This is a genomic window from Pseudoflavonifractor sp. MSJ-37, from assembly GCF_018917965.1.
GTDB lineage: Bacteria > Bacillota > Clostridia > Oscillospirales > Oscillospiraceae > Pseudoflavonifractor_A.
The window spans coordinates 157354-181862 of sequence record NZ_JAHLPP010000001.1 but is presented as its reverse complement, the minus strand read 5'-3'; the positions used below and the strand labels follow the sequence as shown (position 1 = coordinate 181862).

The 24509-nt window shown below is 62.8% G+C and carries 16 protein-coding genes; 1 reads left to right on the top strand and 15 read right to left on the bottom strand.

Going from position 1 to position 24509, the window contains the following annotated elements; all coding sequences use genetic code 11:
• Positions 1 to 105 precede the first annotated feature (105 nt).
• The 6 genes from fusA to rpoB form a co-directional block, all read right to left on the bottom strand.
• Complete coding sequence (gene fusA / locus KQI12_RS00825; protein WP_216569941.1) at positions 106 to 2214, bottom strand: elongation factor G; 2109 nt, start codon at positions 2212 to 2214, stop codon at positions 106 to 108.
• A gap of 15 nt (positions 2215 to 2229) precedes the next feature.
• Positions 2230 to 2700, bottom strand: a complete 471-nt coding sequence (gene rpsG / locus KQI12_RS00820; RefSeq protein WP_216569939.1) for a 30S ribosomal protein S7 — start codon at positions 2698 to 2700, stop codon at positions 2230 to 2232.
• Between the two features lie 202 nt (positions 2701 to 2902).
• Complete coding sequence (gene rpsL, locus KQI12_RS00815) at positions 2903 to 3337, bottom strand: 30S ribosomal protein S12 (protein ID WP_216569937.1); 435 nt, start codon at positions 3335 to 3337, stop codon at positions 2903 to 2905.
• 74 nt (positions 3338 to 3411) lie between these two features.
• Entirely contained in the window at positions 3412 to 3654 is a 243-nt protein-coding gene (locus tag KQI12_RS00810) for a ribosomal L7Ae/L30e/S12e/Gadd45 family protein (protein ID WP_216569935.1), read from the bottom strand.
• Positions 3655 to 3884: 230 nt separating this feature from the next.
• A complete protein-coding gene (gene rpoC / locus KQI12_RS00805) occupies positions 3885 to 7709 on the bottom strand; it encodes a DNA-directed RNA polymerase subunit beta' (protein ID WP_253290752.1) in 3825 nt (1274 codons plus the stop codon).
• 25 nt (positions 7710 to 7734) lie between these two features.
• Complete coding sequence (rpoB, locus tag KQI12_RS00800; protein ID WP_216569933.1) at positions 7735 to 11445, bottom strand: DNA-directed RNA polymerase subunit beta; 3711 nt, start codon at positions 11443 to 11445, stop codon at positions 7735 to 7737.
• A gap of 405 nt (positions 11446 to 11850) precedes the next feature.
• Between rpoB and KQI12_RS00795 the strand changes: the two genes are divergently transcribed.
• On the top strand, positions 11851 to 13209 hold the full coding sequence (locus KQI12_RS00795) for a conjugal transfer protein TraL (protein ID WP_216569932.1): 1359 nt from the start codon (positions 11851 to 11853) through the stop codon (positions 13207 to 13209).
• A 64-nt stretch (positions 13210 to 13273) separates the two neighbouring features.
• Here KQI12_RS00795 and KQI12_RS00790 read toward each other — a convergent pair whose 3' ends face one another.
• The 9 genes from KQI12_RS00790 to KQI12_RS00750 form a co-directional block, all read right to left on the bottom strand.
• The gene (locus KQI12_RS00790) at positions 13274 to 14263 is read right to left on the bottom strand and encodes an ABC transporter permease (RefSeq protein WP_216569931.1); all 990 of its coding nucleotides are present in this window, start codon (positions 14261 to 14263) and stop codon (positions 13274 to 13276) included.
• Positions 14260 to 15225 (bottom strand): ABC transporter permease, encoded by a 966-nt coding sequence (locus KQI12_RS00785; protein ID WP_216569930.1) that lies wholly within the window; start codon positions 15223 to 15225, stop codon positions 14260 to 14262. Before KQI12_RS00785 ends, KQI12_RS00790 begins: the two co-directional genes overlap by 4 nt.
• A 200-nt stretch (positions 15226 to 15425) precedes the next feature.
• The gene (locus KQI12_RS00780; RefSeq protein WP_216569929.1) at positions 15426 to 17030 is read right to left on the bottom strand and encodes an ABC transporter substrate-binding protein; all 1605 of its coding nucleotides are present in this window, start codon (positions 17028 to 17030) and stop codon (positions 15426 to 15428) included.
• A gap of 62 nt (positions 17031 to 17092) precedes the next feature.
• Entirely contained in the window at positions 17093 to 18925 is a 1833-nt protein-coding gene (gene glmS / locus KQI12_RS00775) for a glutamine--fructose-6-phosphate transaminase (isomerizing) (RefSeq protein WP_216569928.1), read from the bottom strand.
• Between the two features lie 308 nt (positions 18926 to 19233).
• Positions 19234 to 20109, bottom strand: coding sequence for an MBL fold metallo-hydrolase (locus KQI12_RS00770; RefSeq protein ID WP_216569927.1), 876 nt, complete (start codon positions 20107 to 20109; stop codon positions 19234 to 19236).
• Complete coding sequence (locus tag KQI12_RS00765; protein WP_216569926.1) at positions 20109 to 20456, bottom strand: antibiotic biosynthesis monooxygenase; 348 nt, start codon at positions 20454 to 20456, stop codon at positions 20109 to 20111. Before KQI12_RS00765 ends, KQI12_RS00770 begins: the two co-directional genes overlap by 1 nt.
• Before the next feature lie 107 nt (positions 20457 to 20563).
• Entirely contained in the window at positions 20564 to 21955 is a 1392-nt protein-coding gene (lpdA, locus tag KQI12_RS00760; RefSeq protein ID WP_216569924.1) for a dihydrolipoyl dehydrogenase, read from the bottom strand.
• A 26-nt stretch (positions 21956 to 21981) separates the two neighbouring features.
• Positions 21982 to 22989 carry a dihydrofolate reductase family protein gene (locus KQI12_RS00755; protein ID WP_216569922.1) on the bottom strand — a complete coding sequence of 336 codons (1008 nt, stop codon included), beginning with the start codon at positions 22987 to 22989 and terminating at the stop codon, positions 21982 to 21984.
• Positions 22990 to 23010: 21 nt separating this feature from the next.
• Entirely contained in the window at positions 23011 to 24411 is a 1401-nt protein-coding gene (locus KQI12_RS00750) for an amidohydrolase family protein (protein WP_216569920.1), read from the bottom strand.
• Positions 24412 to 24509 lie beyond the last annotated feature (98 nt).

The following is a 24509-nucleotide window of genomic DNA, read 5'->3' as shown; positions in this document are numbered from 1 at the left end:
TGGTTATCCTCCTTAAATTCGATTCGTAGGGGTGAAAAAGGTGTCATGATGATGCTATTTTATCCCACGCAGAGACAAAATGCAACCTCATTTTTCAGTTCTCGCTTAGTCGGCGTCCTTGCGGCCACGCTCAGCGATGATCTTCTCGGCGATGCTCTTGGGGATCTCCACATAGCTGTGGGGCTCCATGGAGTACTGGCCGCGGCCCTGAGTGCTGGACCGCAGGTCGGTGGCGTAGCCAAACATGTTGGCCAGAGGCACCAGAGCGTCGATCTGAGTGGCGCCGGGACGGCTCTCCTGGCCCTGGATCATGCCGCGGCGGCCGTTCAGGTCGCCGATGACGTTGCCCAGGTACTCATCAGGAACGATGACGGAGACCTTCATGACGGGCTCCAGCAGGACGGGGTTGGCCTTGCGCATGGCCTCCTTGAAGGCCATGGAGCCGGCGATCTTGAACGCCATCTCGGAGGAGTCGACCTCGTGGTAGGAGCCGAAGGTCAGATGGACCTTCACGTCCACGACGGGGTAGCCGGCCAGGATACCGGCCTGCATGGCGCCCTGGATACCGGCGTCGACCGCGGGGATATACTCCTTGGGGATGACGCCGCCGGTGATCTCGTTGAGGAACTCATAACCCTTGCCGGGCTCGTTGGGCTCCAGCGTGATGCGGACGTGGCCGTACTGGCCCTTACCGCCGGACTGACGGGCATACTTGGTGTCCTGCTCGACGGTCTTCTTGACGGTCTCCTTGTAGGCGACCTGAGGTGCGCCCACGTTGGCCTCGACCTTGTACTCGCGGAGCAGACGGTCCACGATGATCTCCAGATGGAGCTCGCCCATGCCGGCGATGATGGTCTGACCGGTCTCCTCGTCGGTGTAGGTCTTGAAGGTGGGGTCCTCCTCGGCCAGCTTCATCAGCGCGATGCCCATCTTCTCCTGACCAGCCTTGGTCTTGGGCTCGATGGCGACGCGGATGACGGGCTCGGGGAACTCCATGGACTCCAGGATGATGGGAGCCTTCTCATCACACAGGGTATCACCGGTGGTGGTGTTCTTCAGGCCGATGACGGCGCAGATATCGCCGGCGTAGCAGCACTCGATGTCCTCGCGATGGTTCGCGTGCATCTGGAGGATACGGCCGATGCGCTCCTTCTGATGCTTGGTGGAGTTGAGCACGCTGGTGCCGGTGTTCAGGATGCCGGAGTAGACGCGCACGAAGGACAGACGGCCCACGAACGGGTCCGTGGCGATCTTGAAGGCCAGGCCGGAGAAGGGGGCGTTGTCGTCGGCATGACGCTCGTCCTCCTCGCCGGTATCGGGGTCCACACCGTCGATGGCGGGGATGTCCACGGGAGAGGGCATATAATCCACGATGGCGTCCAGCAACTTCTGCACGCCCTTGTTCTTGTAAGAGGTGCCGCAGGTGACGGGGACCATGTGGTTGTCGATGGTGGCCTGACGGATGGTCTTGCGGATCAGATCCTGGGGGATGGGCTGCTCTTCGAGGGCCAGCTCCATGATCTCATCGTTCAGATCGGCGCAGGCGTCGATCAGCTTGGTCCGGTACTCCTGGGCCAGCTCCATCATGTCGGCGGGGATCTCCTCCACGCGCATATCCTTGCCCAGATCGTCATAGTAGATGTCAGCGTCCATCTCCACCAGGTCGATGATGCCCTTGAAGCTCTCCTCGCTGCCGATGGGGAGCTGGATGGGGACGGCGTTGCACTTCAGACGGTCGTGGATCATGTGCAGCACGTTGTAGAAGTCGGCACCCATGATGTCCATCTTGTTGACGTAGATCATGCGGGGGACCTTGTAGTTATCGGCCTGGCGCCACACGGTCTCGGACTGGGGCTCGACGCCGCCCTTGGCGCAGAGGACGGTCACGGAACCGTCCAGCACGCGCAGAGAGCGCTCCACCTCGACGGTGAAGTCCACGTGGCCCGGGGTGTCGATGATGTTCAGACGGGTCTGGGGGAACTGGTTCTTGGTACCCTTCCAATAGCAGGTGGTGGCGGCGGAAGTGATGGTGATGCCGCGCTCCTGCTCCTGAGCCATCCAGTCCATGGTGGCGGTACCATCATGGGTCTCACCGATCTTGTAGTTGACGCCGGTGTAGTACAGGATACGCTCGGTGGTAGTGGTCTTGCCGGCATCGATGTGAGCCATGATGCCGATGTTGCGGGTGTTCTCCAGAGCGACTTTTCTAGGCATAGTCTCTCCTCCCCCTTACCAACGGTAGTGGGCGAAGGCCTTATTGGACTCGGCCATCTTATGGGTGTCCTCGCGCTTCTTGACCGCGGAGCCGGTGTTGTTGGCGGCGTCCATGATCTCGCCGGCGAGACGCTCCTTCATGGTCTTCTCGCTGCGGGCGCGGGAGTAGTTGGTCAGCCAGCGCAGACCCAGGGTCTGACGGCGCTCAGGCCGGACCTCGATAGGCACCTGGTAGGTGGCGCCGCCGACGCGGCGGGCCTTGACCTCCAGGGACGGCATGATGTTCTCCAGAGCGGTGGTGAAGACCTCCAGGGGATCCTTCTCGGTCTTCTCCTTGATGATATCGAACGCGCTGTAGACCACCTTCTGGGCCACGCCCTTCTTGCCGTCCAGCATGATGCTGTTGACCAGCTTAGTCACCAGGACGGAGTTATAAAGCGGATCGGGCAGAACCTCCCGCTTGGGTACGTTACCTCTTCTGGGCACTTTGCTTCCCTCCTTCATAGTATGATTTCATAGGTACTCGAACCGCAGATCTGCGGCCCGTGTTCAAGACAAGTGCCTGCTTGTCCAGTGCCTCTCCGAGGTCTACCCTATATGGTAAACGCTCGGCAAGGCGGTTTGCCTTGCGCTCAGCGCACAATGCAGTTCAGTGTGCGGCTATGCCGCGTGAGTTTGGGGGACGAAGTTACTTCTTCGCGCCGCCCTTGCCAGCCTTGGGCCGCTTCGCACCGTACTTGGAACGGCTCTGCATCCGGCCGTTGACGCCCTGGGTATCCAGAGTGCCGCGGATGATGTGGTAACGAACGCCGGGCAGGTCCTTGACACGGCCGCCGCGGATCATGACCACAGAGTGCTCCTGCAGGTTGTGACCGACACCGGGGATATAAGCGGTGACCTCGTAACCGTTGGTCAGACGCACACGGGCGATCTTACGCAGAGCGGAGTTAGGCTTCTTGGGGGTCGCCGTACGCACCGCGGTGCAGACACCTCGCTTCTGGGGAGAGGGCAGGTCGGTCTCACGGTTCTTCAGGGTGTTCAGGCTGTACTGCATGGCGGGAGAGTTGGACTTGTAGGTCGCAGCCTTGCGTCCCTTGCGCACGAGCTGATTAAAAGTAGGCATGAGTAGTTTCCTCCTTTCTGATCGATCATATTCTATCATTTTAACCGGATGGTCCGAAGATCACCCCGTTAAAATCAAACCAGGAGCGCGGCCACAGCGGAGCCCACCGCGATGCCGCAGGCGTTCCCCAGCTCTTTCATATGGGGCACCCGGACCACGGGGATACCGCGCTCAGCGCACATGGCCTCCACCGGCTCGACCACGCGGGGATCAGCGTCCTCCGCCAGGAAGACCCGTGCGGCCTTCCCGTCTCCGAGGGCACGCTTGGTCTGCTTCACGCCCACGACCTTGGAACCAGTCTTCAGCTCTGTCAGCATCGCGTCCCCCTCCTTCTGGTCGAACGTTCGGGAAAGAGTCGTTTTTGGGACTCTTTCCATAGATGGCAGGCATACCTGCGCAATTTGGGATTATACCATAGTACTTCCGGTCCGTCAAGAAAAAAACTGCTCTTTTTTCACCGGCTTTTCCCCATTTTTCGCACAAAGACGTGAAAAGCGGCCCCCAGGATCGCTCCTGGGGGCCGCTTGGGACTTTATCCAGCGCCGGATCAGGCGTCCGCTCCGGTATCGTCCAGAGAGATGGAGAGGATCTCGTCCTCCATGGGAGGCTCATGCTCCTCCACCTCCGGCTGAGCGCCCACCGTGTCCTCCATGGGAGCGGAGGCGCCCTCGGCGGCGGGCTCCTCGTCGGCGATCTTATCGTACTTGCGATAAGCGGCCAGGCCGGAGCCGGCGGGGATCAGCTTGCCGATGATGACGTTCTCCTTCAGGCCCAGCAGGTGGTCCACCTTGCCCTTGATGGCGGCCTCGGTCAGGACCTTGGTGGTCTCCTGGAAGGAGGCGGCGGACAGGAAGGACTCGGTGGCCAGAGAGGCCTTGGTGATGCCCATCAGCAGGCGGGTGGCGGTGGGGAGGCGGAGCTCCAGACCGTCGTTGGTCTCACCGGCATCGATGCGGGCCTGGACGGCGGCCTTGGCGTCCTCGAACTCGATGAGCTCCACGGTGGAGCCGGAGAGCAGCGTGGAATCGCCGGCGTCCTCCACACGGACCTTCCGCATCATCTGGCGGCAGATGACCTCGATGTGCTTGTCGTTGATATCCACGCCCTGCTGACGGTAGGGCTTCTGGACCTCGCGGATCAGATAGTCATACACCGCATGGACGCCGCGGATCCGGATGACGTCCTGGGGATACAGGGCACCGTCGGTGAGGGCGAAGCCCTTCTCCACGGTCTCGCCGTCCTTGACGCGGATGCCCGCGCTGTACGGCAGGGGGTAGGTGACGGTCTCGCCGTCGGGGGCCGTGATGGTGAGGTTGCACATGGCGTTCCGCTTGGTCTCCTCGATGGTGACCCGGCCGCCGATCTCGGCCAGCTGAGCCATCTTCTTGGGACGGCGGGACTCGAACAGCTCCTCGACGCGGGGAAGACCCTGAGTGATATCGCCGCCGGCGACGCCGCCGGTGTGGAACGTACGCATGGTCAGCTGGGTGCCGGGCTCACCGATGGACTGGGCCGCGATGATGCCCACGGCCTCGCCCTCGCCCACGGGCTCGCCGATGGCCAGGTTGATGCCATAGCACTTGGAACACACGCCGCTCCGGGCGCGGCAGGTCAGGACGCTGCGGAGCTTGACCTCGAAGATGCCGTGCTCCTCCAGGACCTTGGCGTCGTCGGGGATCATCATGCGGTCCTTGGAGAACAGCACCTCGCCGGTCTTGGGATTGCAGATGTCATCCACGGGATAGCGGCCCTTCAGGCGCTCGCCGAAGGTCTCGATGACCTGACCGTTCTCGCTGATCTCGGAGACCATGATACCGTCGTCGGTACCGCAGTCGTGCTCACGGATGATGACCTCCTGGGAGACATCCACCAGACGGCGAGTCAGGTAACCGGAGTCGGCGGTACGCAGGGCCGTATCGGCCATGCCCTTTCGGGCGCCTCGGGCGGAGATGAAGTACTCCAGCACGGACAGGCCCTCACGGAAGTTGGACTTGATGGGGATCTCGATGGTGCGGCCGGAGGTATCGGCCATCAGGCCGCGCATGCCGGCCAGCTGACGGATCTGGGCGGAGGAACCACGGGCGCCGGAGTCCGCCATCATCCAGATGGGGTTGTAGCGGTCCAGGCCGTCCATCAGTGCCTTGGATACGTCGGCAGTGGTCTGCTCCCAGGCCTTGACGACCAGGCGGTAGCGCTCGTCGTTGGTCAGGAAGCCGCGCTTGTACTGGCGCTCGATCTTCACGACTTCCTTCTCGGTGTCGGCGATCATGCCGTACTTCTTCTGAGGGATGGTCATGTCGTAGATGGAGACGGTCAGAGAGCCGCGGGTGGAGAACTTGTAGCCCTTGGCCTTGATCACGTCCAGCACGCCGGCGGACACGGTGAAGCCGTGCTTGATGATGCAACGGTCGATGATCTTGCCCAGCTGCTTCTTGCCGGTGATGGAGTTGATCTCAGGCTCGAACATCTGCTCGGGATCGGTGCGGTCCATGAAGCCCAGATCCTGAGGGATGCCCTCGTTGAAGATCAGGCGGCCCACGGTGGTGCGCACCATCTTATGGTGCTCCACGCCGTCCACCACCGCGGTGCGGCGGACCATGATGGGCATATGCAGCTCCAGCTCGCCCTCGTCGTAGGCCAGGCGGGCCTCGTCGTCACTGCCGTAGCAGGGCAGGCACTCCCGGGGCAGCTCGCCGGCGGGGGTGTTGGCGGCCACATCGGCCACGGTAGGGATGTCGTCCAGAGAACCGGGATGCTTCACCCACACCATATCGGCGGGGGCCAGCTTGCCCTCGTCCAAGGCGGCCTTGACGGCCGCGCCGTCCTCATAGACCTCCTCGGGCGCGTGGGGGGCATAGCGCTCGAAGGTCAGGTAGTAGGAGCCCAGCACCATATCCTGAGTCGGCACCGTGACGGGGCCGCCGTCCTGGGGCCGCAGCAGGTTGTTGGCGGAGAGCATCAGCACCCGGGCCTCGGTCTGGGCCTCGGCGGACAGGGGGACGTGGACAGCCATCTGGTCGCCGTCGAAGTCGGCGTTGAAGGCGGTACAAACCAGAGGGTGCAGCTTGATGGCACGGCCCTCCACCAGCACCGGCTCGAAGGCCTGGATGCCAAGGCGGTGCAGGGTAGGTGCACGGTTCAGCATGACGGGGTGCTCTTTGATCACGAACTCCAGCGCGTCCCAGACCTCCGCCTTGCCCTTGTCCACCATCTTCTTGGCGGACTTGATGTTGTTGGCGACGCCGTCCTCCACAAGCTTCTTCATGACGAAGGGCCGGAAGAGCTCGATGGCCATCTCCTTGGGCAGGCCGCACTGGTAGATCTTCATCTCAGGGCCGACCACGATGACGGAACGGCCGGAGTAGTCCACGCGCTTGCCCAGCAGGTTCTGGCGGAAGCGGCCCTGCTTGCCCTTGAGCATATCGGACAGGGACTTGAGGGCGCGGTTGTTGGCGCCGGTGACGGCACGGCCGCGGCGGCCGTTGTCGATCAGGGCGTCCACCGCCTCCTGGAGCATCCGCTTCTCGTTGCGGACGATGATATCAGGGGCATTCAGCTGGATCAGCCGCTTCAGGCGGTTGTTCCGGTTGATGACCCGGCGGTACAGGTCGTTCAGATCAGAGGTGGCGAAGCGGCCGCCGTCCAGCTGCACCATGGGGCGCAGCTCGGGAGGGATGACGGGCAGTACGTCGATGATCATCCACTCAGGCTTGTTGCCGGAGATGCGGAAGGCGTCCACGACCTCCAGCCGCTTGACGATGCGCATCTTCTTCTGGCCGGAGGCGTCCTTCAGCTCGGCGCGGAGCTGCTCGGAGAGCTGCTCCAGGTCGATGTCCTGCAGGAGCTTCTTGATGGCCTCGGCGCCCATGCCGGCGTCGAAATCATCCTCATACTTCTCCCGCATGTCCCGGTATTCCTTCTCGGACAGGATCTGGTTCTTGGCCAGAGGGGCGAAGCCGGGGTCGGTGACGATATAGCTGGCGAAGTAGAGGACCTTCTCCAGGATGCGGGGGGAGATGTCCAGCAGCAGACCCATCCGGGAGGGGATGCCCTTGAAATACCAGATGTGGGACACGGGGGCGGCCAGCTCGATGTGGCCCATGCGCTCCCGGCGGACCTTGGCACGGGTGACCTCGACGCCGCAGCGGTCGCAGATCTTGCCCTTGTAGCGGATCTTCTTGTACTTGCCGCAGTGGCACTCCCAGTCCTTGGTGGGCCCGAAGATGCGCTCACAGAACAGGCCGTCCCGCTCCGGCTTCAGGGTACGGTAGTTGATGGTCTCCGGCTTCTTGACCTCGCCGTAGGACCACTCTCGGATCTTCTCCGGGGAGGCGATGCCGATTTGGATGGCGTCGAATTCAGCGTAACTCATAGATTAGATCGTTCCTCCCTCTATCTCAGATGTCCTGGTCGTCCAGGAACGTATCCTCATCCGACTGGCTCTCGGTGCCTGCGGCAGCCAGATCGTCATCGTCGTCGTTCTCCTTGAAGGTGAAGCCGCCGGCGGCCGCGAACTCAGACTCGGTGTTCTCGTCACGATAGCCGTAGAAGTCGTCATCGTCACGGATGCGGTCGGGCTGATAGGTGTCCTCGTCGTCCTCCTTGAGCTCGATCTCGCTGCCGTTCTCGTCCAGGACCTTCATATCCAGACACAGGGACTGGAGCTCCTTCACCAGGACCTTGAAGGACTCGGGCACGCCGGGCTTGGGCACGTTGTGGCCCTTCACGATGGCCTCATAGGTGCGGACACGGCCGGTCACATCGTCGGACTTGACGGTCAGGATCTCCTGCAGGGTATAGGCCGCGCCGTAAGCCTCCAGGGCCCACACCTCCATCTCGCCGAAGCGCTGGCCGCCGAACTGGGCCTTGCCGCCCAGAGGCTGCTGGGTGACCAGGGAGTAGGGGCCGGTGGAGCGGGCGTGGATCTTATCATCCACCAGATGGTGCAGCTTGAGGAAGTAGACGTAGCCCACGGTGACCCGGTTGTCGAACCGGTCGCCGGTACGGCCGTCGTACAGCCAGCTCTTTCCGTCGGGGGACAGGCCGGCCAGAGTCAGGGTCTCAGCGATGTCCTTCTCGTCGGCGCCGTTGAAGATGGGGGTGGCCACCTTCCAGCCCAGCGTCTTGGCGGCGTAGCCAAGATGGACCTCCAGCACCTGACCGATGTTCATACGGGAAGGCACGCCCAGGGGGTTCAGGACGATGTCCAGCGGAGTGCCGTCAGGCAGGAAGGGCATATCCTCCTGGGGCAGGATGCGGGACACGACGCCCTTGTTGCCGTGGCGGCCGGCCATCTTGTCGCCCACAGAGATCTTGCGCTTCTGGGCGATGTAGACGCGGACCACCTCGTTGACGCCGGGGGACAGCTCGTCGCCGGCCTCGCGGGTGAAGACCTTCACGTCCACGATGATACCGCGCTCGCCGTGGGGCACCTTCAGAGAGGTGTCGCGGACCTCACGGGCCTTCTCACCGAAGATGGCCCGGAGTAGACGCTCCTCGGCGGTCAGATCGGTCTCGCCCTTGGGCGTGACCTTGCCCACCAGGATGTCGCCGGAGCGGACCTCGGCACCCACGCGGATGATGCCGCGCTCGTCCAGGTCCTTCAGGGCGTCCTCGCCCACGTTGGGGATGTCCCGGGTGATCTCCTCGGGCCCCAGCTTGGTGTCGCGGGACTCAGTCTCGTACTCCTCGATGTGGATGGAGGTGAACACGTCCTCCTTGACCATGCGCTCGTTCAGCAGGACGGCGTCCTCGTAGTTGTAGCCTTCCCAGGTCATGAAGCCCATGAGGATGTTCTTGCCCAGACCGATCTCACCGTTGCAGGTGGAGGGGCCGTCCACGATGACCTCGCCCTTGCTGACCTTCTGGCCGGCGGAGACGATGGGGCGCTGGTTGATGCAGGTGCCGTGGTTGGAGCGGAGGAACTTGATCAGCTTGTACTCCTTCAGGCCCAGGGTCTCGTACCGAACAGAGACGTACTGAGCGGAGACCTTGACCACCTCGCCGTCCTCCTCGGCCAGGATGGCGACCTCAGAGTCGATGCAGTTCTTGTACTCCTGACCGGTGGCCACGATGGGGGCCTGAGTGGTCAGCAGAGGCACGGCCTGACGCTGCATGTTGGCGCCCATCAGGGCGCGGTTGGCGTCATCGTTCTGCAGGAAGGGGATCATAGCGGTCGCCACGGAGAACATCATCTGGGGAGACACGTCCACATAGTCCACCTGATTGGCGGCCACGGAGACGATCTCGTTGCGGTGACGGCAGGTGATGCGCTCGTTGGTGAAGCGGTTCTCCTCGTCCATGGGCTCGGTGGCCTGGGCGATGGTGAACTCATCCTCCACGTCGGCGGTCATATAGTGGATCTCGTCGGTGATCCTGCCGGTCTCCTTGTCCACCTTGCGGTAGGGGGCCTCGATGAAGCCGAAGCGGTTGACCCGGGCGAAGGCGGACAGGTAGGAGATCAGGCCGATGTTGGGACCTTCGGGGGTCTCGACGGGGCACAGGCGGCCATAGTGGGAGTAGTGGATGTCTCGGACATCGAAGGAGGCGCGGTCACGGCTCAGACCGCCGGGGCCCAGAGCGGACAGGCGGCGCTTGTGGGTCAGCTCGGCCAGAGGGTTGGTCTGGTCCATGAACTGGCTCAGAGGGGAGGAGCCGAAGAACTCCTTGATGGCGGCGGTGACGGGCCGGATGTTGATCAGGGACTGAGGCGTCACGATGTCCAGATCCTGGATCGTCATGCGCTCACGGATGACGCGCTCCATGCGGGAGAAGCCGATCCGGAACTGGTTCTGGAGCAGCTCGCCCACGCAGCGCAGGCGGCGGTTGCCCAGGTGGTCGATGTCATCGGGGGCGCCGATGCCGAAGGCCAGGGCGTTCAGGTAGTTGATGGACGCCATGATGTCGTCCACGATGATGTGCTTGGGGATCAGGTCGTCCAGACGCTCCCGGACGGCGTCCTTCAGATCCTCGCCGGAGAACTCGTCCAGCAGCTCCATCAGCACGGTGTAGCGCACCCGCTCGTTGACGCCGCACTCCTCGGGGTCGAAGTCCACGAATTTGGACATATCCACCATGTGGTTGCCGAAGACGCGCACCTGCACGCCGTCCACATCCACCACGGCCTCGTTGACGCCCTTGTCCTCCAGCTCATGGGCGCGCTCGCGGGTCAGGACCTCGCCGGGCTCCGCCAGCAGCTCGCCGGTGGCGGGATCCACCACGGGCATGGCCAGCTTCTGGCCGCTCAGGCGGGCGCCCATCGCCATCTTCTTGTTGAACTTGTAGCGGCCCACGGCGGACACGTCGTAGCGGCGGGGGTCGAAGAAGAGGGCGTTCAGCAGGCTCTCGGCGGAGTCCACCGTGGGGGGCTCGCCGGGACGGAGCTTGCGGTAGATCTCCAGCAGGGCCTCCTCATAGGTCTTGCAGGTGTCCTTCTCCAGCGTGGCCAGGATGCGGGGATCCTCGCCGAACATCTCGATGATCTCCGCGTCGGTCTTGGGGCCGATGGCGCGGATCAGGCAGGTGATGGGGAGCTTGCGGTTCTTGTCGATCCGCACGTTGAACACGTCGGACAGGTCGGTCTCATACTCCAGCCAGGCGCCCCGGTAGGGGATGACGGTGGTGGCGTAGGTGACGTTGCCGGCCTTGTCCTCGGTGCGGGTGTAGTACATACCGGGAGAGCGGACGATCTGGGAAACGATGACGCGCTCGGCGCCGTTGATCACGAAGGTGCCCCCCTGGGTCATGATGGGGAAGTCGCCCATGAAGATCTCCTGCTCCTTGATCTCCTCGGTCTCCTTGTTGCGCAGGCGCACACGGACCTTGATGGGCGCGGCGTACGTGGCGTCGCGGGCCTTGCACTCCTCCACGTTGTACTTGGGCGGCTCATCCATGGAGTAATCGATGAAGGACAGCTCCAGGTTGCCGGCGTAGTCGGTGATGCAGGAGACATCCTTGAAGACGTCCCGCAGTCCCTTATCCAGGAACCACTGATAGGACTCCTTCTGGATCGCCAGCAGATCCGGCATCTCCAGTATCTCCTTGTGGCGGGCAAAGCTCTTTCGGAGGGTCTTGCCATAGTAGACGTCTTTGATCCTGTCTGTGACCATTCTGAATGACCATTCCTTTCCCTATAGCCTCTGGCGGTCGTTCGGACAGCCGTCCAAACTTTTCGTACCTGTCAGGGCCGCCTCGCGGCGGTCCGGTCCTCTTTTGCGGCGCGGATGTCCACATATCCGGTCTCGATCCTGTCATCTTCCACAAGAGCCCCGCCCCGTTCCGTGAATGACACGCCCGGCGCTGTTGGCAAATCGTTTCGTTCCGCTCTTGCGGAAGCGGACAGGACCTGCTATGATATGGATAGCGTGGGATCGTATCGAGATCAGGTACCCAATCGTAATAGCGTCCTATTATACCATGATCGTTCCCATTTAGTCAAATGTCAGTTTCGTAGGAAAAGCCTGGAGTTCCCGGGCTTTTTTTGTTATCCGTCCATCGAAAGCGAGGCATCCGCCATGTTCCGCCATCCCTCTCCTGCCCGCCCCTCCTCTGCCCTGCTCGCCGGCGGAGGCGGCGCGGCGCTCCTGCTCCTGGCGCTGGTCCGGTGCGGCCGCCTGGCGCTGGGCGGTCCCGCCGCCGGGGTCGCCGTGGGGCTCTGCCTGCTCCTGCTGGCGGCCGCCGCCCTCCGGATCCTCCGCCGGACCGTCCATTCGCCCAGGGCGCTCCTGTACGCCCTCCTGCCGGTGGGCCTGGCCCTGTTCCTCCGTGCCCTGTGCCTGGACCATGTGACCTATGACTATCAGGACTTCCTGTCCCAGTGGGCGGCCTTCTTCCGGGCCAACGGCGGGTTCCGCGCCATCGCCCAGCCGGTGGGAGACTATAACGTCCCCTATCTCTACTTCATGGCCGCGGTCTCCTATCTCCCCTTCCCGGACCTCTATGCCATCAAGCTCTTCTCCATCCTCTTCGACCTCGTGCTGGCCTGGGGCGGGCTCCGTCTGGTCCGGGCCATCCAGGGACCGGGCGCCGGGACCGGACCGCTGGCCGTCTTCCTGCTCCTGCTCCTCCTGCCCACAGTGGTGCTGAACGGCTCCTACTGGGGGCAGTGCGACGCCCTTTATGGAGCGCTCGTCCTCCACGCCATGGCCTCCGCCCTGTCCGGGCGGCCCAAGGGCTCCATCGCCCTGCTGGCCATCGCCTTCTCCTTCAAGCTCCAGACCGTGTTCCTGATCCCCTTCTGGGGCGTACTGTGGCTGGCCCGGCGGGTGAAACTCTCTCAGCTCGTGACCGTGTTCCCCCTGACCTATCTGGCCACGATCCTTCCGGCGCTCCTGTTGGGCAAGCCGCTCCGGGACATCCTGGGCGTCTATCTGACCCAGGCCGGAGAGTATCAGACCGCGCTCACGTTCAACGCCCCCAGCGTGTTCTCCCTCCTCCCCTACGGCGCCCAGCCCTGGAGCGGACTGTCTGCCGTCGGCATCGCCCTGGCCTTCCTCCTGTGTCTGGGCATGATGGGCTGGACGTTTTTCCACCGGGATGGCCTCTCCTGTGGAGATCTCCTGGCCCCGGCGGCGGTGCTGGCCCTCGGGATCCCCTTCCTGCTCCCCTATATGCATGAGCGCTACTTCTTCCTGGCCGACGTGGTGACGCTGGTCTGGGCCGTCCTGGACCGGCGTCAGATCCCCATCGCCGTCCTCTGTCAGGCCGCCTCCCTCAGTTCCTACTGCGTCTATCTCCGCCTGAGATATACCCTCCCCGTCCAGCTTTTCGGCCGGTACTGGACCATGGGGCTGGAGGCCCTTTGTATGCTGACCGCTCTGATCCTGGCGCTCTGGACCCTGCGTGCCTCCCCCGCCCGTCGGGGCGAGGAATGACGAAACGGCGCGGACATCGCTTTTGGATGTCCGCGCCGTTTTCGCGTCTCGTCCGATTTTCGGATCAGCAGAGGGGCCGGGTCCGTGCGCAGTCCGCACGCACCGCGTAGACCTGCTCCGGCTCCGAGAGCCGTTCCATCTCCCGGGCCAGCTCCACCGGCGTCTCACGACAGGCTGTCGGGGCCTCCGGCATCCCGGCCGGACTGGTCCACTTGGGATCCATGGCGTCCCGGAGGCCGTCCCCGATGAACTGGAGGCAGAACACTGTCACCACGATGCACAGGCTGGGCGGCACCCACACCCATGGCCGGGTGGAGAACACCACCGGGTCGGTGGCATACTGGATCATGTTGCCCCAGGAGGCCTGCGGCGTCCGGATGCCCACGCCCAAAAAGCTCAGGCTGGACTCGGACAGGATCGCCCGGCCCACCCGCAGGGCCAGAGAGGCCCACACCGGGGCCACCGCGTTGGGCAGCACGTTCCGCCGCAGGATAGTGGCTGTGCTCCCGCCCAGAGCCTGGACCGCCGTGATATACTCCTTCTCCCGGATGGAGAGGGTGTTGCCGTAGACCAGCCGGGCGATGGAGGTCCAGCCCATGAATCCGATCACCAGGATGATGTTCCACACGGAGGCCCCTACCACCGACACGAGGCAGAGCACCAGCACGATGCTGGGGAAGCTCTGGACCACATCGGCACAGCGCATGATGATGAACTCCCACGGTCCCCGGCAGTAGCCTGCCAGCAGGCCCAGCGGGATGCCCACGGCCACGCTGATCCCTGCCGCGGCGAACCCCACCAGCAGGGAGATCCGTCCGCCGCAGATCAGCCGGGCCAGCAGATCCCGGCCCACGTCGTCGGTGCCCAGCCAGTGGGCCGCTGACGGGACCGCCCAGAAGCCCGCCGCCCGGTCCGTCACATCGGGCTCCAGCCCCAACAGGATAGGCAGGAGCAGGACACAGACCGCTTCGACTGTCAGGACGATCAGGCCCGCCATGGCCCGCCTGTCCCGGCGGAAGCGGCTCCACACGCCGCGCATACCGCCCCGCCTCATACGCCGTACCTCCCATGGCGGACCCGGGGGTCCACCAGTCCGTACACCAGATCCAGCAGGACGTTGGTGCAGAGCACCGTCAGGGCGATCACCGTGGTGACGCCCATGACCACGCTGAAGTCCCGGCTGTTGATCGCCGCGAACATGAGGCTGCCCATGCCAGGCCAGCCGAACACCCGTTCCACCACCACCGATCCGCCGATGATATGGGGGATGTGGCTGAGCACGGTGGTCACGATGGGGATCATGGCGCCCCGGAGCATATGTCGGGTCATGACCACCCGCGCCCGGAGCCCCTTGGCCCAGGCCGTGCGGATATAGTCCTCCCCAAGCGTCTCCAGACAGGCGGACCGGGTCTGCTTGACCAGCTCGCCCATGCTGCTGATGCACACCACCGAAGCGGGCAGGACCAGATGCCGGAGCAGGTCCCCCAGGCTTCCGCTGGTGCCCGCCGTATACATCCGGGCCGAGGGCAGGAGCCCCAGCTTCAGGGAAAAGATGTACACTCCGGTCAGGCACAGCAGGAATCCGGGGATGCCGAAGCTCACCATGGCGCACCCGGAGGCCAGCTTGTCCCAGACAGACCGGGGCTTCCAGGCTGCCGCCGCTCCCAGGGGGATGGCCAGCAGGATGGCCGTCACCACCCCGGTCCCGGTGAGGATCAGGGAGGGGACCACCCGCTGGGCGATGGTCCTCGCCACCGGCAGTCCGGTCTGGTAGGAGTCCCCCAGGTCCCCCCGGAAGAGCCCCTTGAGCCAGAGCATATAGCGGACCAGAAAGGGCTGGTCTAGGCCCAGCCGGGCCTCCAGGGCCGCCCGGTCGGCACTGCTGAACGCGCCGCCGTCGCCCATGAGGTCGGCGATGGTGCCCGGTCCCAGATCCAGGAACAGGAACACCAGCAGAGTGATGCCGAAAAAAACAGGGATCGCGGTCAATAGCCGCTTGCGGAGATACTGTGTCATGATAGGTCCCTCCTGCACTTCCGGCTCTCCTCTCCCAGAGAGCATGGATCCTGACTGATCCTACGGAGGTATTCATTCTAAACGGTGCAAATACCGAACGTCAGAGTTTTCACACGCTTCCGCGCTTCGTTTTCCCAACGGGGCCATCCTCTGGCTGTCCCGCCCTCTGCGGGGCGGAACAGCCGGAGGCGCTCAGATCATCACTGCTTGGACCACTCCCAGACATTCTCATTGGAGAAGCTGGCGGAGGTGTAGTCGATCCCGCTCACTGTGGGGGACTGGACGTGGAGGCCGGTGCCGAACCACAGGGGGATGAAGGGCCGCTCCTGAGCCATCAGCTCCTCCAGCGCCGCCACGGCCTCGGTCCGGGCCGCGGGATCGGTCTCGGCCTTCACGGCCTCCATCCGCTCCGTATAGGGGGCCAGATCCTGGACATGGAAGATGTTGTTGTCCTCCGTGAACCGGCTCTCCACGAACCACAGGGGCAGAGCGGAGGGCGTATGACTGGCGATGCCCATGTCATAGGTGCCGTCCGTCATGCCGGCGAACATGGCGGCGGAGTCCACCGTCTCGATCCGGATGGAGATGCCGGCCTCGGCCAGCTCCTGCTGGATCAGGGCCGCCAGGCCCGCCCGGTTGGAGGAACAGGCCAAGCTGTACTCCCGGCCGTCATAGCCCGCCTCGGTCAGCAGGGCCTTGGCCCCCTCAAGATCGTAGGACACGTTGTAGTCCCCGGCGTAGCTGGCGCAGGTGGGCAAGACAGAGGTGCCGGTCACAGCGCCGCGGTCCCCGCTGGTCTGCTGGCTGAGGAGCTCCTTGTCCAGCGCCAGCTCGATGGCCCGGCGGATCTTGGTGTCGGGGATGGACTCGTTGTTGAGCATCAGCTCATAGAAGGTGTTGGGCACCGTGCCCTCTTCCACGGTCAGGCCCGCGTCTGCGGCGGCGGATGCGGTATCGGCGGACACGCTGCCCCCGATGGCGTAGTAGTCCAGGTCTCCGGCGATCACAGCGGTCAGGAGGCTGGATTTTTCCATGACGGTCATGACGAGCTGGTCGAAGCCGGGGGCTCCCAGCTGATAGTCGTCGTTGGCCGACAGCGTCAGTGTGCTCCCGGACACCTCAGAGACGAACTTGCAGGGACCGGAGCCGACCGGCGCGGTCCAGAGGTCCATGTCCATGATGTCGGCGGGGTCGGTGCCCTCCATCAGATGGGTGGGCAGGACATAGAACTCCCGGTTCTTGTCCAGCAGGAAGTCCTCCGGGGTGGTGACGGCCTTGAAGGTGAGCTTCAGCGTGTGGTCATCCAGGACCTCGGCGCCCAGAGCCTCGCCCTCCACGGCGGCGCCGGTCTCATCGGTCCCCGCCAGCACCGCGAAGGCGGAGCGGCCCAGCGTGGGGCAGGCGGGGTCCGTCATCAGGGCGATGGTATCCACCCAGTTCTGGGCGGTGACGGGAGTGCCGTCGTGGAACGCGGCCTTCTCGTTCAGATGGAACACGGCGGCCATGCCGTCATCGGCGCTCTCCCAGGAATCCGCGGCCCGGGGCGTGACCGTGCCGTCGGCATGGACATAGCCCAGCCGGTCGTAGATCTTGTCGTACACCATGCGGGCGTAGTTGCTGCCGGAGGGGCTGTTATAGGGCATCAGGGAGTCCCAGGGGCTGGAGATGCCGTAGTTGATCACCACGGGATCCGCGTCGTCCTTCCCCGCCGAGCCGGTCTGGACCGGAGTCGCCGAGCTCTCGCCGCAGGCGGTGAGACTTCCCGCCAGCAACAGGGCCAGCGTCGATGTGAGCAGCTTCTTCATATCCGTCGTTCCCTTCTCTTTCTCTTCTCTCTCGACCCGCTCCCCCGGAGCGGGTCCTGTGTTTATTCCACCGTGACCGATTTGGCCAGGTTGCGGGGCTTGTCGATGTCACAGCCATGCATCAGCGCCACATAGTAGGCGAAGAGCTGCATGGGCACCACGTCCAGCGAAGGCAGGAGCATGGGATGGACCTCCGGCACCGTGATGGTCTGGTCGGCCACCTTCTCCATCTCCCCCCGGAGCGGCTCTGTCGTCAGGCCCAGGACTTTGGCGCCGCGGCTCTTGACCTCCACCACGTTGCTCATGGTCTTTTCGAAGAGGGGCCGGTAGGAGGCCAGTGCGATCACCAGCGTGCCCTGCTCGATCAGGGAGATCGTGCCGTGCTTGAGCTCACCGGCGGCGTAGGCCTCCGAGTGGAGGTAGGAGATCTCCTTCAGCTTCAGGGAGCCCTCCATACCCACGGCGTAGTCCAGGTTCCGGCCGATGAAGAACACGGAGGAGTGGTTGAAGTAGATGGACGCCAGATACTGGATCTGCTCCCGCTGCTCCAGGACCTCCTCCAGCTTCTCGGGCAGGCTCTGGAGCTGGGCCAGGATCGTGTCGTGCTCTTCGGCGCTGATGGTGCCCAGCTTCCGGGCGAAGCTCAGGCAGATCAGGTCCACCACAGCCAGCTGCGTGGAGTAGGCCTTGGTGGTGGCCACGGCGATCTCCGGTCCGGCCCAGGTGTAGAGCACATCGTCGGACTCCCGGGCGATGGTGGATCCCATCACGTTGACGATGGACAGGATCCGGGCCCCCAGGCGCTTGGCCTCCCGCAGGGCGGCCAGCGTGTCGATGGTCTCGCCGGACTGGCTGATGACCAGGGCCAGGGTCCGGTCGGTGACGATGGGCTCACTGTACCGGAACTCAGAGGCCAGCGCCACCTCCACCGGCTTGCGCAGGTACTTCTCCAGTACATACTTGGCCGCCATGCCCACATGGTAGGAGGAGCCGCAGGCGATGATGTAGATCTTGTCCATGGCCCACAGATACTCCTCGGAGTAGTCCAGTCCGTCCAGCACTACCTGGCCATCCCGGATGCGGGGAGAGATGGTGGCATGGATGGCCTTGGGCTGTTCCATGATCTCCTTGAGCATGAAGTGCTCATAGCCGCCCTTCTCCGCGGCGGAGATCTCCCAGTCCACATGGTGGTGCTCCTTTTCCACAGGGCGCAGATAGGAGTCATAGATCCAGCACTGGTCGGCGGTGATCTCCGCGATCTCGCCGTCGTCCAGATAGCACACGTCCCGGGTGTACTTGATCACCGCCGTCACATCGGAGGCGATCATGTGGAAGCCCTTGCCGAAGCCCAGGATCAGGGGGCTGTCCTTCCGGGCGGCGATGAGCCGGTCGGGGCAGTCGGCACAGAGGACGCCCAGACCATAGGAGCCCCGGATCTGATGGAGCACTTTGGTCACGGTGTCCAGGATGTTTCCGTCATAATAGTATTCCAGGAGCTGAGCCACCACCTCCGTATCCGTCTCAGAGGTGAAATGGACGCCCTGGGACTGGAGGAACTCCTTGATCTCCACATAGTTCTCGATGATGCCGTTGTGGACCACGGCGATCCGGCCGTTCTCGCTCATATGGGGGTGGGCGTTCACATCGGAGGGCACGCCATGGGTGGCCCAGCGGGTGTGTCCCAGGCCGATCGTGCCCTTCAGGCCGCCCCGCTCCGCGATATGGTCCGCCAAGACCTGGATCCGGCCCTTGGTCTTGACCATCTGGAGCCCGTCCTTCGGGTCGAAGACCGCGATGCCCGCCGAGTCATAGCCACGATATTCCAAACGCCGCAGGCCATCCAACAGGATGGGTGCAGCCTCTTCTCTGCCAACGAATCCAACGATTCCGCACATAGTTCATCACCTATTTCGCTGCACTTTCATACTTTAAAGTTCAAAATGCAGTCCTAAACTATACCCGTATTATACCACAAGTTTTTCCGCAGTAAAGGCCTATCTCGCCAGGGTACCCCGTCATAATAACCTATTTGGCGCAATTTTTCAATCATTTCTTTCGATCTCGCGCGATCTCTGCACTTTTTTCCGCAGACCAGAGCAGAAAAATTTTTCTCCCGGCATTTCCGCGCAAAGGCGGCCCCGCGCCTCCGCGCGGGGCCGCCTTTGGTCCCTCTCCCTTTCTCGATATCCGTCGGCTGCCCTCCTCAGAGGAGGACCGTGTCCCCCTCGTCCCACAGCAGCGCTGTGGGCGGGAGCTTCCCGCCCCAGCGGTCCAAGACCCGGACCACCAGGCGGCGCATATGGAGCTTGTCGTCCTGCTGGAAGGGGATGTGGTCCACCACCAGACGGCCGGGGCGGATGGACTCCCCTACCACGATCCGGCCCGCCGGGTTCGTGACGAAGAGCGGGTCCACTACCAGCACGTCGATGTGCCGCCCCGCCAGCACCGTGGCGAAGTAGTCCCCATCGAAGTCGGAATCTCCCAGGAAGAGGACGGTCCGCCCTTCCAGCTCGAAGAGCCAGCAGATGTGCATCACGTCCTCATTGCCCGTCCCCGCATGGACCGACCGGAAGGCTGTGGCCCGCAGTCCGGGCGCCAGCGGGAAGCAGACCGTCTGGAACTCCTCCAGCCGCAGCTCCTGAGTGGGGATCGCCCGCTCGGTCAAAACGTGCCGGAGGGCGGCGATATCCTCCCCATCCATGCCCGGCCCGCCGTTGCCCGCCGGCAGGAAGATCCGGTCCGGCCGCTGATGTTCCAGGAAGCGCACCGTCTCCCGTCCGGAGAAGTGGTCGATATGGAGGTGTGTGTAGAAGAGCCAGCGGATGCCGTCCCATGGGGGCGTCCCATCCTCCAGGGCATCCAGTACCGGCCGGGAGACCGGGCTGAAATCATGGGCCCGGCTGTCGTGGAGCCCATCCAGCAGGAGCTTCTCCCCCCGCCATCCCAGCAGGACCCCGGCATTGGCTGTCAGACGGAGCTCCGCCGGATCCTCCGGCCAGACGGTCCACCCCCGCGCCTCCGGCCGCGGGACCGGCGCGTCTAAAGGAAGGTCCCGCTTGGAGTGGATGGGATGGTCCATCAGCGGAACTCCCGCACCCGGAACCGGCGGTCCGTCGTATGTCCGGCCCGGACGAAGACCGCGTCATCTCCCATGAGTTCCCCCATCTTCTGCTTCTGGCCGCCCAGCCACACCTGGTCCAAGCTGTGGTAGGCTTCTTCGCTCTCCCAGAAATACAGAGAGGTCACCTCTCCCTCATGGTCCGCACTGACCCAGGTTTCTCCGCCCAGGAAGCCCGTCCGGTGGGCGAGGGGCTCCGAGAACAGCTCGGCCTCCAGATCCAGATAGCGCGCTACCTGTCCCGGTGCGATCCGAAATACCAGCTCCTCGATGAATTGGGGCTTCCCGTCATACTTTTTCAGTTCCATGACTACGCTCCTTTCGATGCATCTTTTCCGATCATACGTTCGATCGCTAAAACGTCCCTCCGCACCGTCTGTGCAGAGGGACGTTTTGTCCTCCGCATCGGGGGACTTTACTTCTTCTTTTTCGCAGGGGCACTATGGATGCCGCGGCCCAAGGTCAGGGTCAGGGCCTCCTCGAACGCCTCGGACAGAGTGGGATGGCCGTGCATAGTGTCTGCCGTCTCCTCCACGGTGAATTCGCCCCGCATGGCGATGGCCGCCTCGGTGAGCAGGTCGCTGGCGTTGGGACCCACGATGTGGACGCCCAGGATCCGCTGCTTGTCCTTAGACACGACCACCTTGATCATACCCTCAGCGTCGCCCATGGTCAAGGCCTTTCCGTTGCCGGAGAACTGGAATTTTCCGACCTCATAGTCCAGGCCCTTCTCCTTGGCCTGCTCCTCAGAGAGACCGATGCTGGCCACCTCAGGGAACGTGAACACAGCGCTGGGGATCAGATCATAGTCCACGCTCACATCATGACCGGCCATACGCTCCACGCAGACCTTTCCCTCTTCCGAAGCCACATGGGCCAGCATGACACCGCCGATCACATCGCCGATCGCGTAGATGCCGGGGACGTTGGTCTGATAATCAGCATCCACCTTCACGCCCTTCCGGTCATAGTGGATGCCCAGAGCATCCAAGCCCAGTCCGGCGATATCCAGCTCACGTCCGGTGGAGATCAGGACCTCGTCACAAGGCAGAGCCGTCTTGGCGCCATCCTTGTCCACAGTGACCGTGAGTCCAGAGCCGGACTTGCCGATCTCCTCCACCTTGGTGCCCACCATGAAGCGGATGCCCTTCTGCTCCAGCAGCTTCTGGAGGCGGTCTGTGATCTCCTTGTCCATGTTGGGAATGATCTTCGGCATGAACTCCACGATCGTGACCTCAGCGCCGAAGGCCGCATAAATGCCCGCGAACTCGATGCCGATCACACCACCGCCGACGATGACGATCTTGCCGGGGACATGATCCATCTCCAGAGCTTCCTTGCTGGTCAGCACACCGGGATGGTCGATGCCCTTGATCGGAGGCTTGGATGCCTTGGAGCCGGAGGCGATCAGGATCTTCTTCGTCTCCAGGACCTTACCTCCGGCCTGGACCTTTCCAGGGGCCATGATCTTCGCCTCGCCCTTGACCAGATCCACCTTATTGGCCTTCAGCAGGAACTCCACACCGCTGGACAGCGTCTTGACGATCTTGCCTTTTCGGGCCTGGACCTTCCCCATGTCGATGTCATAGCCCTTGAGCGCGATGCCAAACTCCTCTGCCCGCTTGAGCTCGTCCACCACTTCCGCATTCTTATAGAGGGCCTTCGTCGGGATACAGCCATAGTTGAGGCAAGTGCCGCCGCAGTGGTCCTTTTCCACGATAGCCGTCTTCATCCCGAGCTGCGCGGCACGGATGGCGGCCACATAGCCTCCAGGGCCAGCTCCGATCACGACCAGATCATAACTCATATCTTCTTCCTCCTTCTGCCCTCCGGTCAATATTTATAGCCGGAGAGATCCGTGGTATTTTTCACGCCATAGCGGATCTTCTGCCGTGTGAACAGGAAATTGCTCTTATGGACGCCCAAGGAGATCAGGTCCGCATGGGGATGGTCCTTGCTCCCGTAAGCAATGAACGAACCCGGGGTAGTCGTGCCGCCCACGAACACCATAGAGTAATCGATAAAGTACTCATCCAGCATCTGCTCCTTGAGCATATAGGCACAATAAGAGGGAGACTCCACACAGAGCTTCTCCAGACCCAGCTTCTTGAGGATATACATCATCAGATGGCCATCCGGAGACTTGCCGGTGCCGGTGACGATCACAGGTACGATGTCGAAGTCCTGATGGATGGGGGCCAGCTCTGCCGCATCCACGTCCTCCCTGGAATCGAAGGGTCCATAAAACACATGCTTCAGCGGAGAATGGTCCTTGATGTACTCCAGGCCATCCGGTCCGGTCGCGATGATCATCTTCAGCTCCTCGGCAGGATCCACCGCAAAGGTGTAGTGGTCGAAGGGGATGTCGGTGGCATCGAAAGAGACGACCACACTGACCGGCTGATACTTTTTGCCCAGATGCTCCCGCCGCTGACGGGTCAGGTCCTCATCATAAACATGGCAGGTGATGCCGGGCTCCTTCGCCAGAGTATTCGCGCCCACGATGATACCGTCGGCATAGGATCTCAGGACGTTCAGCACCCAGAAGTCGCCCAGGGAGCCATTGGGATCCAGATAGTTGTTTTTCGCCACCAGAGGCCCCGCAGGATCATCCTGGTAGGCCATCTTGCCATCAGAGGACAGCACGATGGAGGAGAAGGTATACGGGCGGTCCGCCGGAGCCTTGGGGAAATAGATATCGGTATAATAATCGTGGACATCCGGCATGACATCGGTCTCAGCAGAAGCCGCCTTCAGCTCCTCCATATGCTTTTCATCCCGGAACACCATGTGGATCTTCAGGTCATCCTTCGGGGTCTGGAAAAAGTTGAGTTTGTTCATATCCTTGTCCTCCATCTCCACTCAAATATGTATGAAGGGCATCTTTTTGCCCCACTGGCTATTGCCCAAACCGGACTTTTCGACCAGGCGGGTGCCGAGGCGCTGAGCCTCACGGATCACCTTCTCCTCATCCACCGTGGTCATATGGCCGTCCTCCAGAACGACTCTGCCCTCGATGATGACCGTTTTGATATTGTCAGGGCTACAGGAATAGGTCAAGGCGCTCACCGGGTCATGGACAGGTGCGGACCAGGGACTCAGCGGGTCGAAGAGGACCAGGTCGGCCTTTTTGCCAGCCTCGATCGAACCGAGCTCGCTCTCACGGCCCAGAGTCTTGGCGCCGCCCATAGTGGCCAGCTCCAGCACCGTGGACGCAGGCATCAAAGAGGGATCCCGGTGATAGACCTTCTGCATCAGACTGGCCGCCTTGATGACCTCCAGATAATTTTGGGTATCATTGCTGGCCGAGCCATCGCAGGCCAGGCTGACGGTGATGCCCTTCTCCAGCATCTCCGGGATACGGGCCACGCCGGAAGCCAGGACCATATTGGAGTTGGGGTTGTGAGAGACCTTCACATCGTACTTCTTGAAGGTCTCCAGATCCTCATCCCGCATATAGACGCAGTGGACCGCAATAAAGTCGGGACCCAGCACGCCCAGCTTCTCCAGATGTGGGATCGTGTCCTCACCGTACTTTTCACGGCTGAACGCGTCATCATCCGGAGTCTCGACCAGATGCATGGTGATGGGCATATGGAGTTCATCTGCCGTGCGGCGCATCTCACGGAAGCCTTCATCTGTATGATCCCAAATGATGCCAGGCGCCATGCAGACACTGATACGGTCATGGGCACGATACTTCTTCTCCAGGCGGCGCACCTCATCGAAGAAGTCCCGCTCGGTCTCCACATGAGGGCAGGCGATCTCCGGCGGGAACGAGCTCACATCCGTGAAGGCTCGGCCCAGGACGCCCCGGATGCCGATCTCCTCGAACGCCTTCGTCACACAGTCATCCAGTCCAGGGATGGGGTGGGCATACATATAGTCCAGAATAGTGGTAGTGCCGCTTTTGATGCCCTCCATGCAGCCCAGCAGAGCCGCATAGTAGACAGTCTCCTCGTCGAACTCATGCAGAGCCACCCGCACCGAGCTGTTGAGCCAGTCGATAAGGAACTTATCGCGTCCCAGGCCCTTGAGCATGGTCTGGAACAGGTGCGAGTGGGTACTGATGAAGCCCGGGAACACATATTTCCCATAAGCATCGATCGTCTTAGCCGCCTGATAGCGCTCCAGAAGGTCGGCGCCGCCCACTTCCAGGATCTTGCCGCCATCGATCGCGACACAGGCATCCGTGAGGACGCTGTGCGCGGGGTCCATCGTGATGAGATACGCGTTTTTGATGATGAGGTCGATCTGCTTCATTGCCACGGTCCTTTCCGAATCGTATCTAGTTTGTACGTTCTACGCGGAGGATAGGATCTCGCGCCGGATAGAGGGACGGGCGGCCGACCGCCTATCGG

Excerpts from the sequence above, each read along its gene's own strand:
- fusA (WP_216569941.1), bottom strand. The coding sequence starts at position 2,214 with ATGCCTAGAAAAGTCGCTCTGGAGAACACCCGCAACATCGGCATCATG.
- KQI12_RS00770 (WP_216569927.1), bottom strand. The coding sequence starts at position 20,109 with ATGGACCATCCCATCCACTCCAAGCGGGACCTTCCTTTAGACGCGCCG.
- rpoB (WP_216569933.1), bottom strand. The coding sequence starts at position 11,445 with ATGGTCACAGACAGGATCAAAGACGTCTACTATGGCAAGACCCTCCGA.
- KQI12_RS00780 (WP_216569929.1), bottom strand. The coding sequence starts at position 17,030 with ATGAAGAAGCTGCTCACATCGACGCTGGCCCTGTTGCTGGCGGGAAGT.
- KQI12_RS00790 (WP_216569931.1), bottom strand. The coding sequence starts at position 14,263 with ATGAGGCGGGGCGGTATGCGCGGCGTGTGGAGCCGCTTCCGCCGGGAC.
- KQI12_RS00750 (WP_216569920.1), bottom strand. The coding sequence starts at position 24,411 with ATGAAGCAGATCGACCTCATCATCAAAAACGCGTATCTCATCACGATG.
- KQI12_RS00785 (WP_216569930.1), bottom strand. The coding sequence starts at position 15,225 with ATGACACAGTATCTCCGCAAGCGGCTATTGACCGCGATCCCTGTTTTT.
- glmS (WP_216569928.1), bottom strand. The coding sequence starts at position 18,925 with ATGTGCGGAATCGTTGGATTCGTTGGCAGAGAAGAGGCTGCACCCATC.
- KQI12_RS00765 (WP_216569926.1), bottom strand. The coding sequence starts at position 20,456 with ATGGAACTGAAAAAGTATGACGGGAAGCCCCAATTCATCGAGGAGCTG.
- KQI12_RS00795 (WP_216569932.1), top strand. The coding sequence starts at position 11,851 with ATGTTCCGCCATCCCTCTCCTGCCCGCCCCTCCTCTGCCCTGCTCGCC.
- rpoC (WP_253290752.1), bottom strand. The coding sequence starts at position 7,709 with ATGAGTTACGCTGAATTCGACGCCATCCAAATCGGCATCGCCTCCCCG.
- KQI12_RS00755 (WP_216569922.1), bottom strand. The coding sequence starts at position 22,989 with ATGAACAAACTCAACTTTTTCCAGACCCCGAAGGATGACCTGAAGATC.
- KQI12_RS00810 (WP_216569935.1), bottom strand. The coding sequence starts at position 3,654 with ATGCTGACAGAGCTGAAGACTGGTTCCAAGGTCGTGGGCGTGAAGCAG.
- lpdA (WP_216569924.1), bottom strand. The coding sequence starts at position 21,955 with ATGAGTTATGATCTGGTCGTGATCGGAGCTGGCCCTGGAGGCTATGTG.
- rpsL (WP_216569937.1), bottom strand. The coding sequence starts at position 3,337 with ATGCCTACTTTTAATCAGCTCGTGCGCAAGGGACGCAAGGCTGCGACC.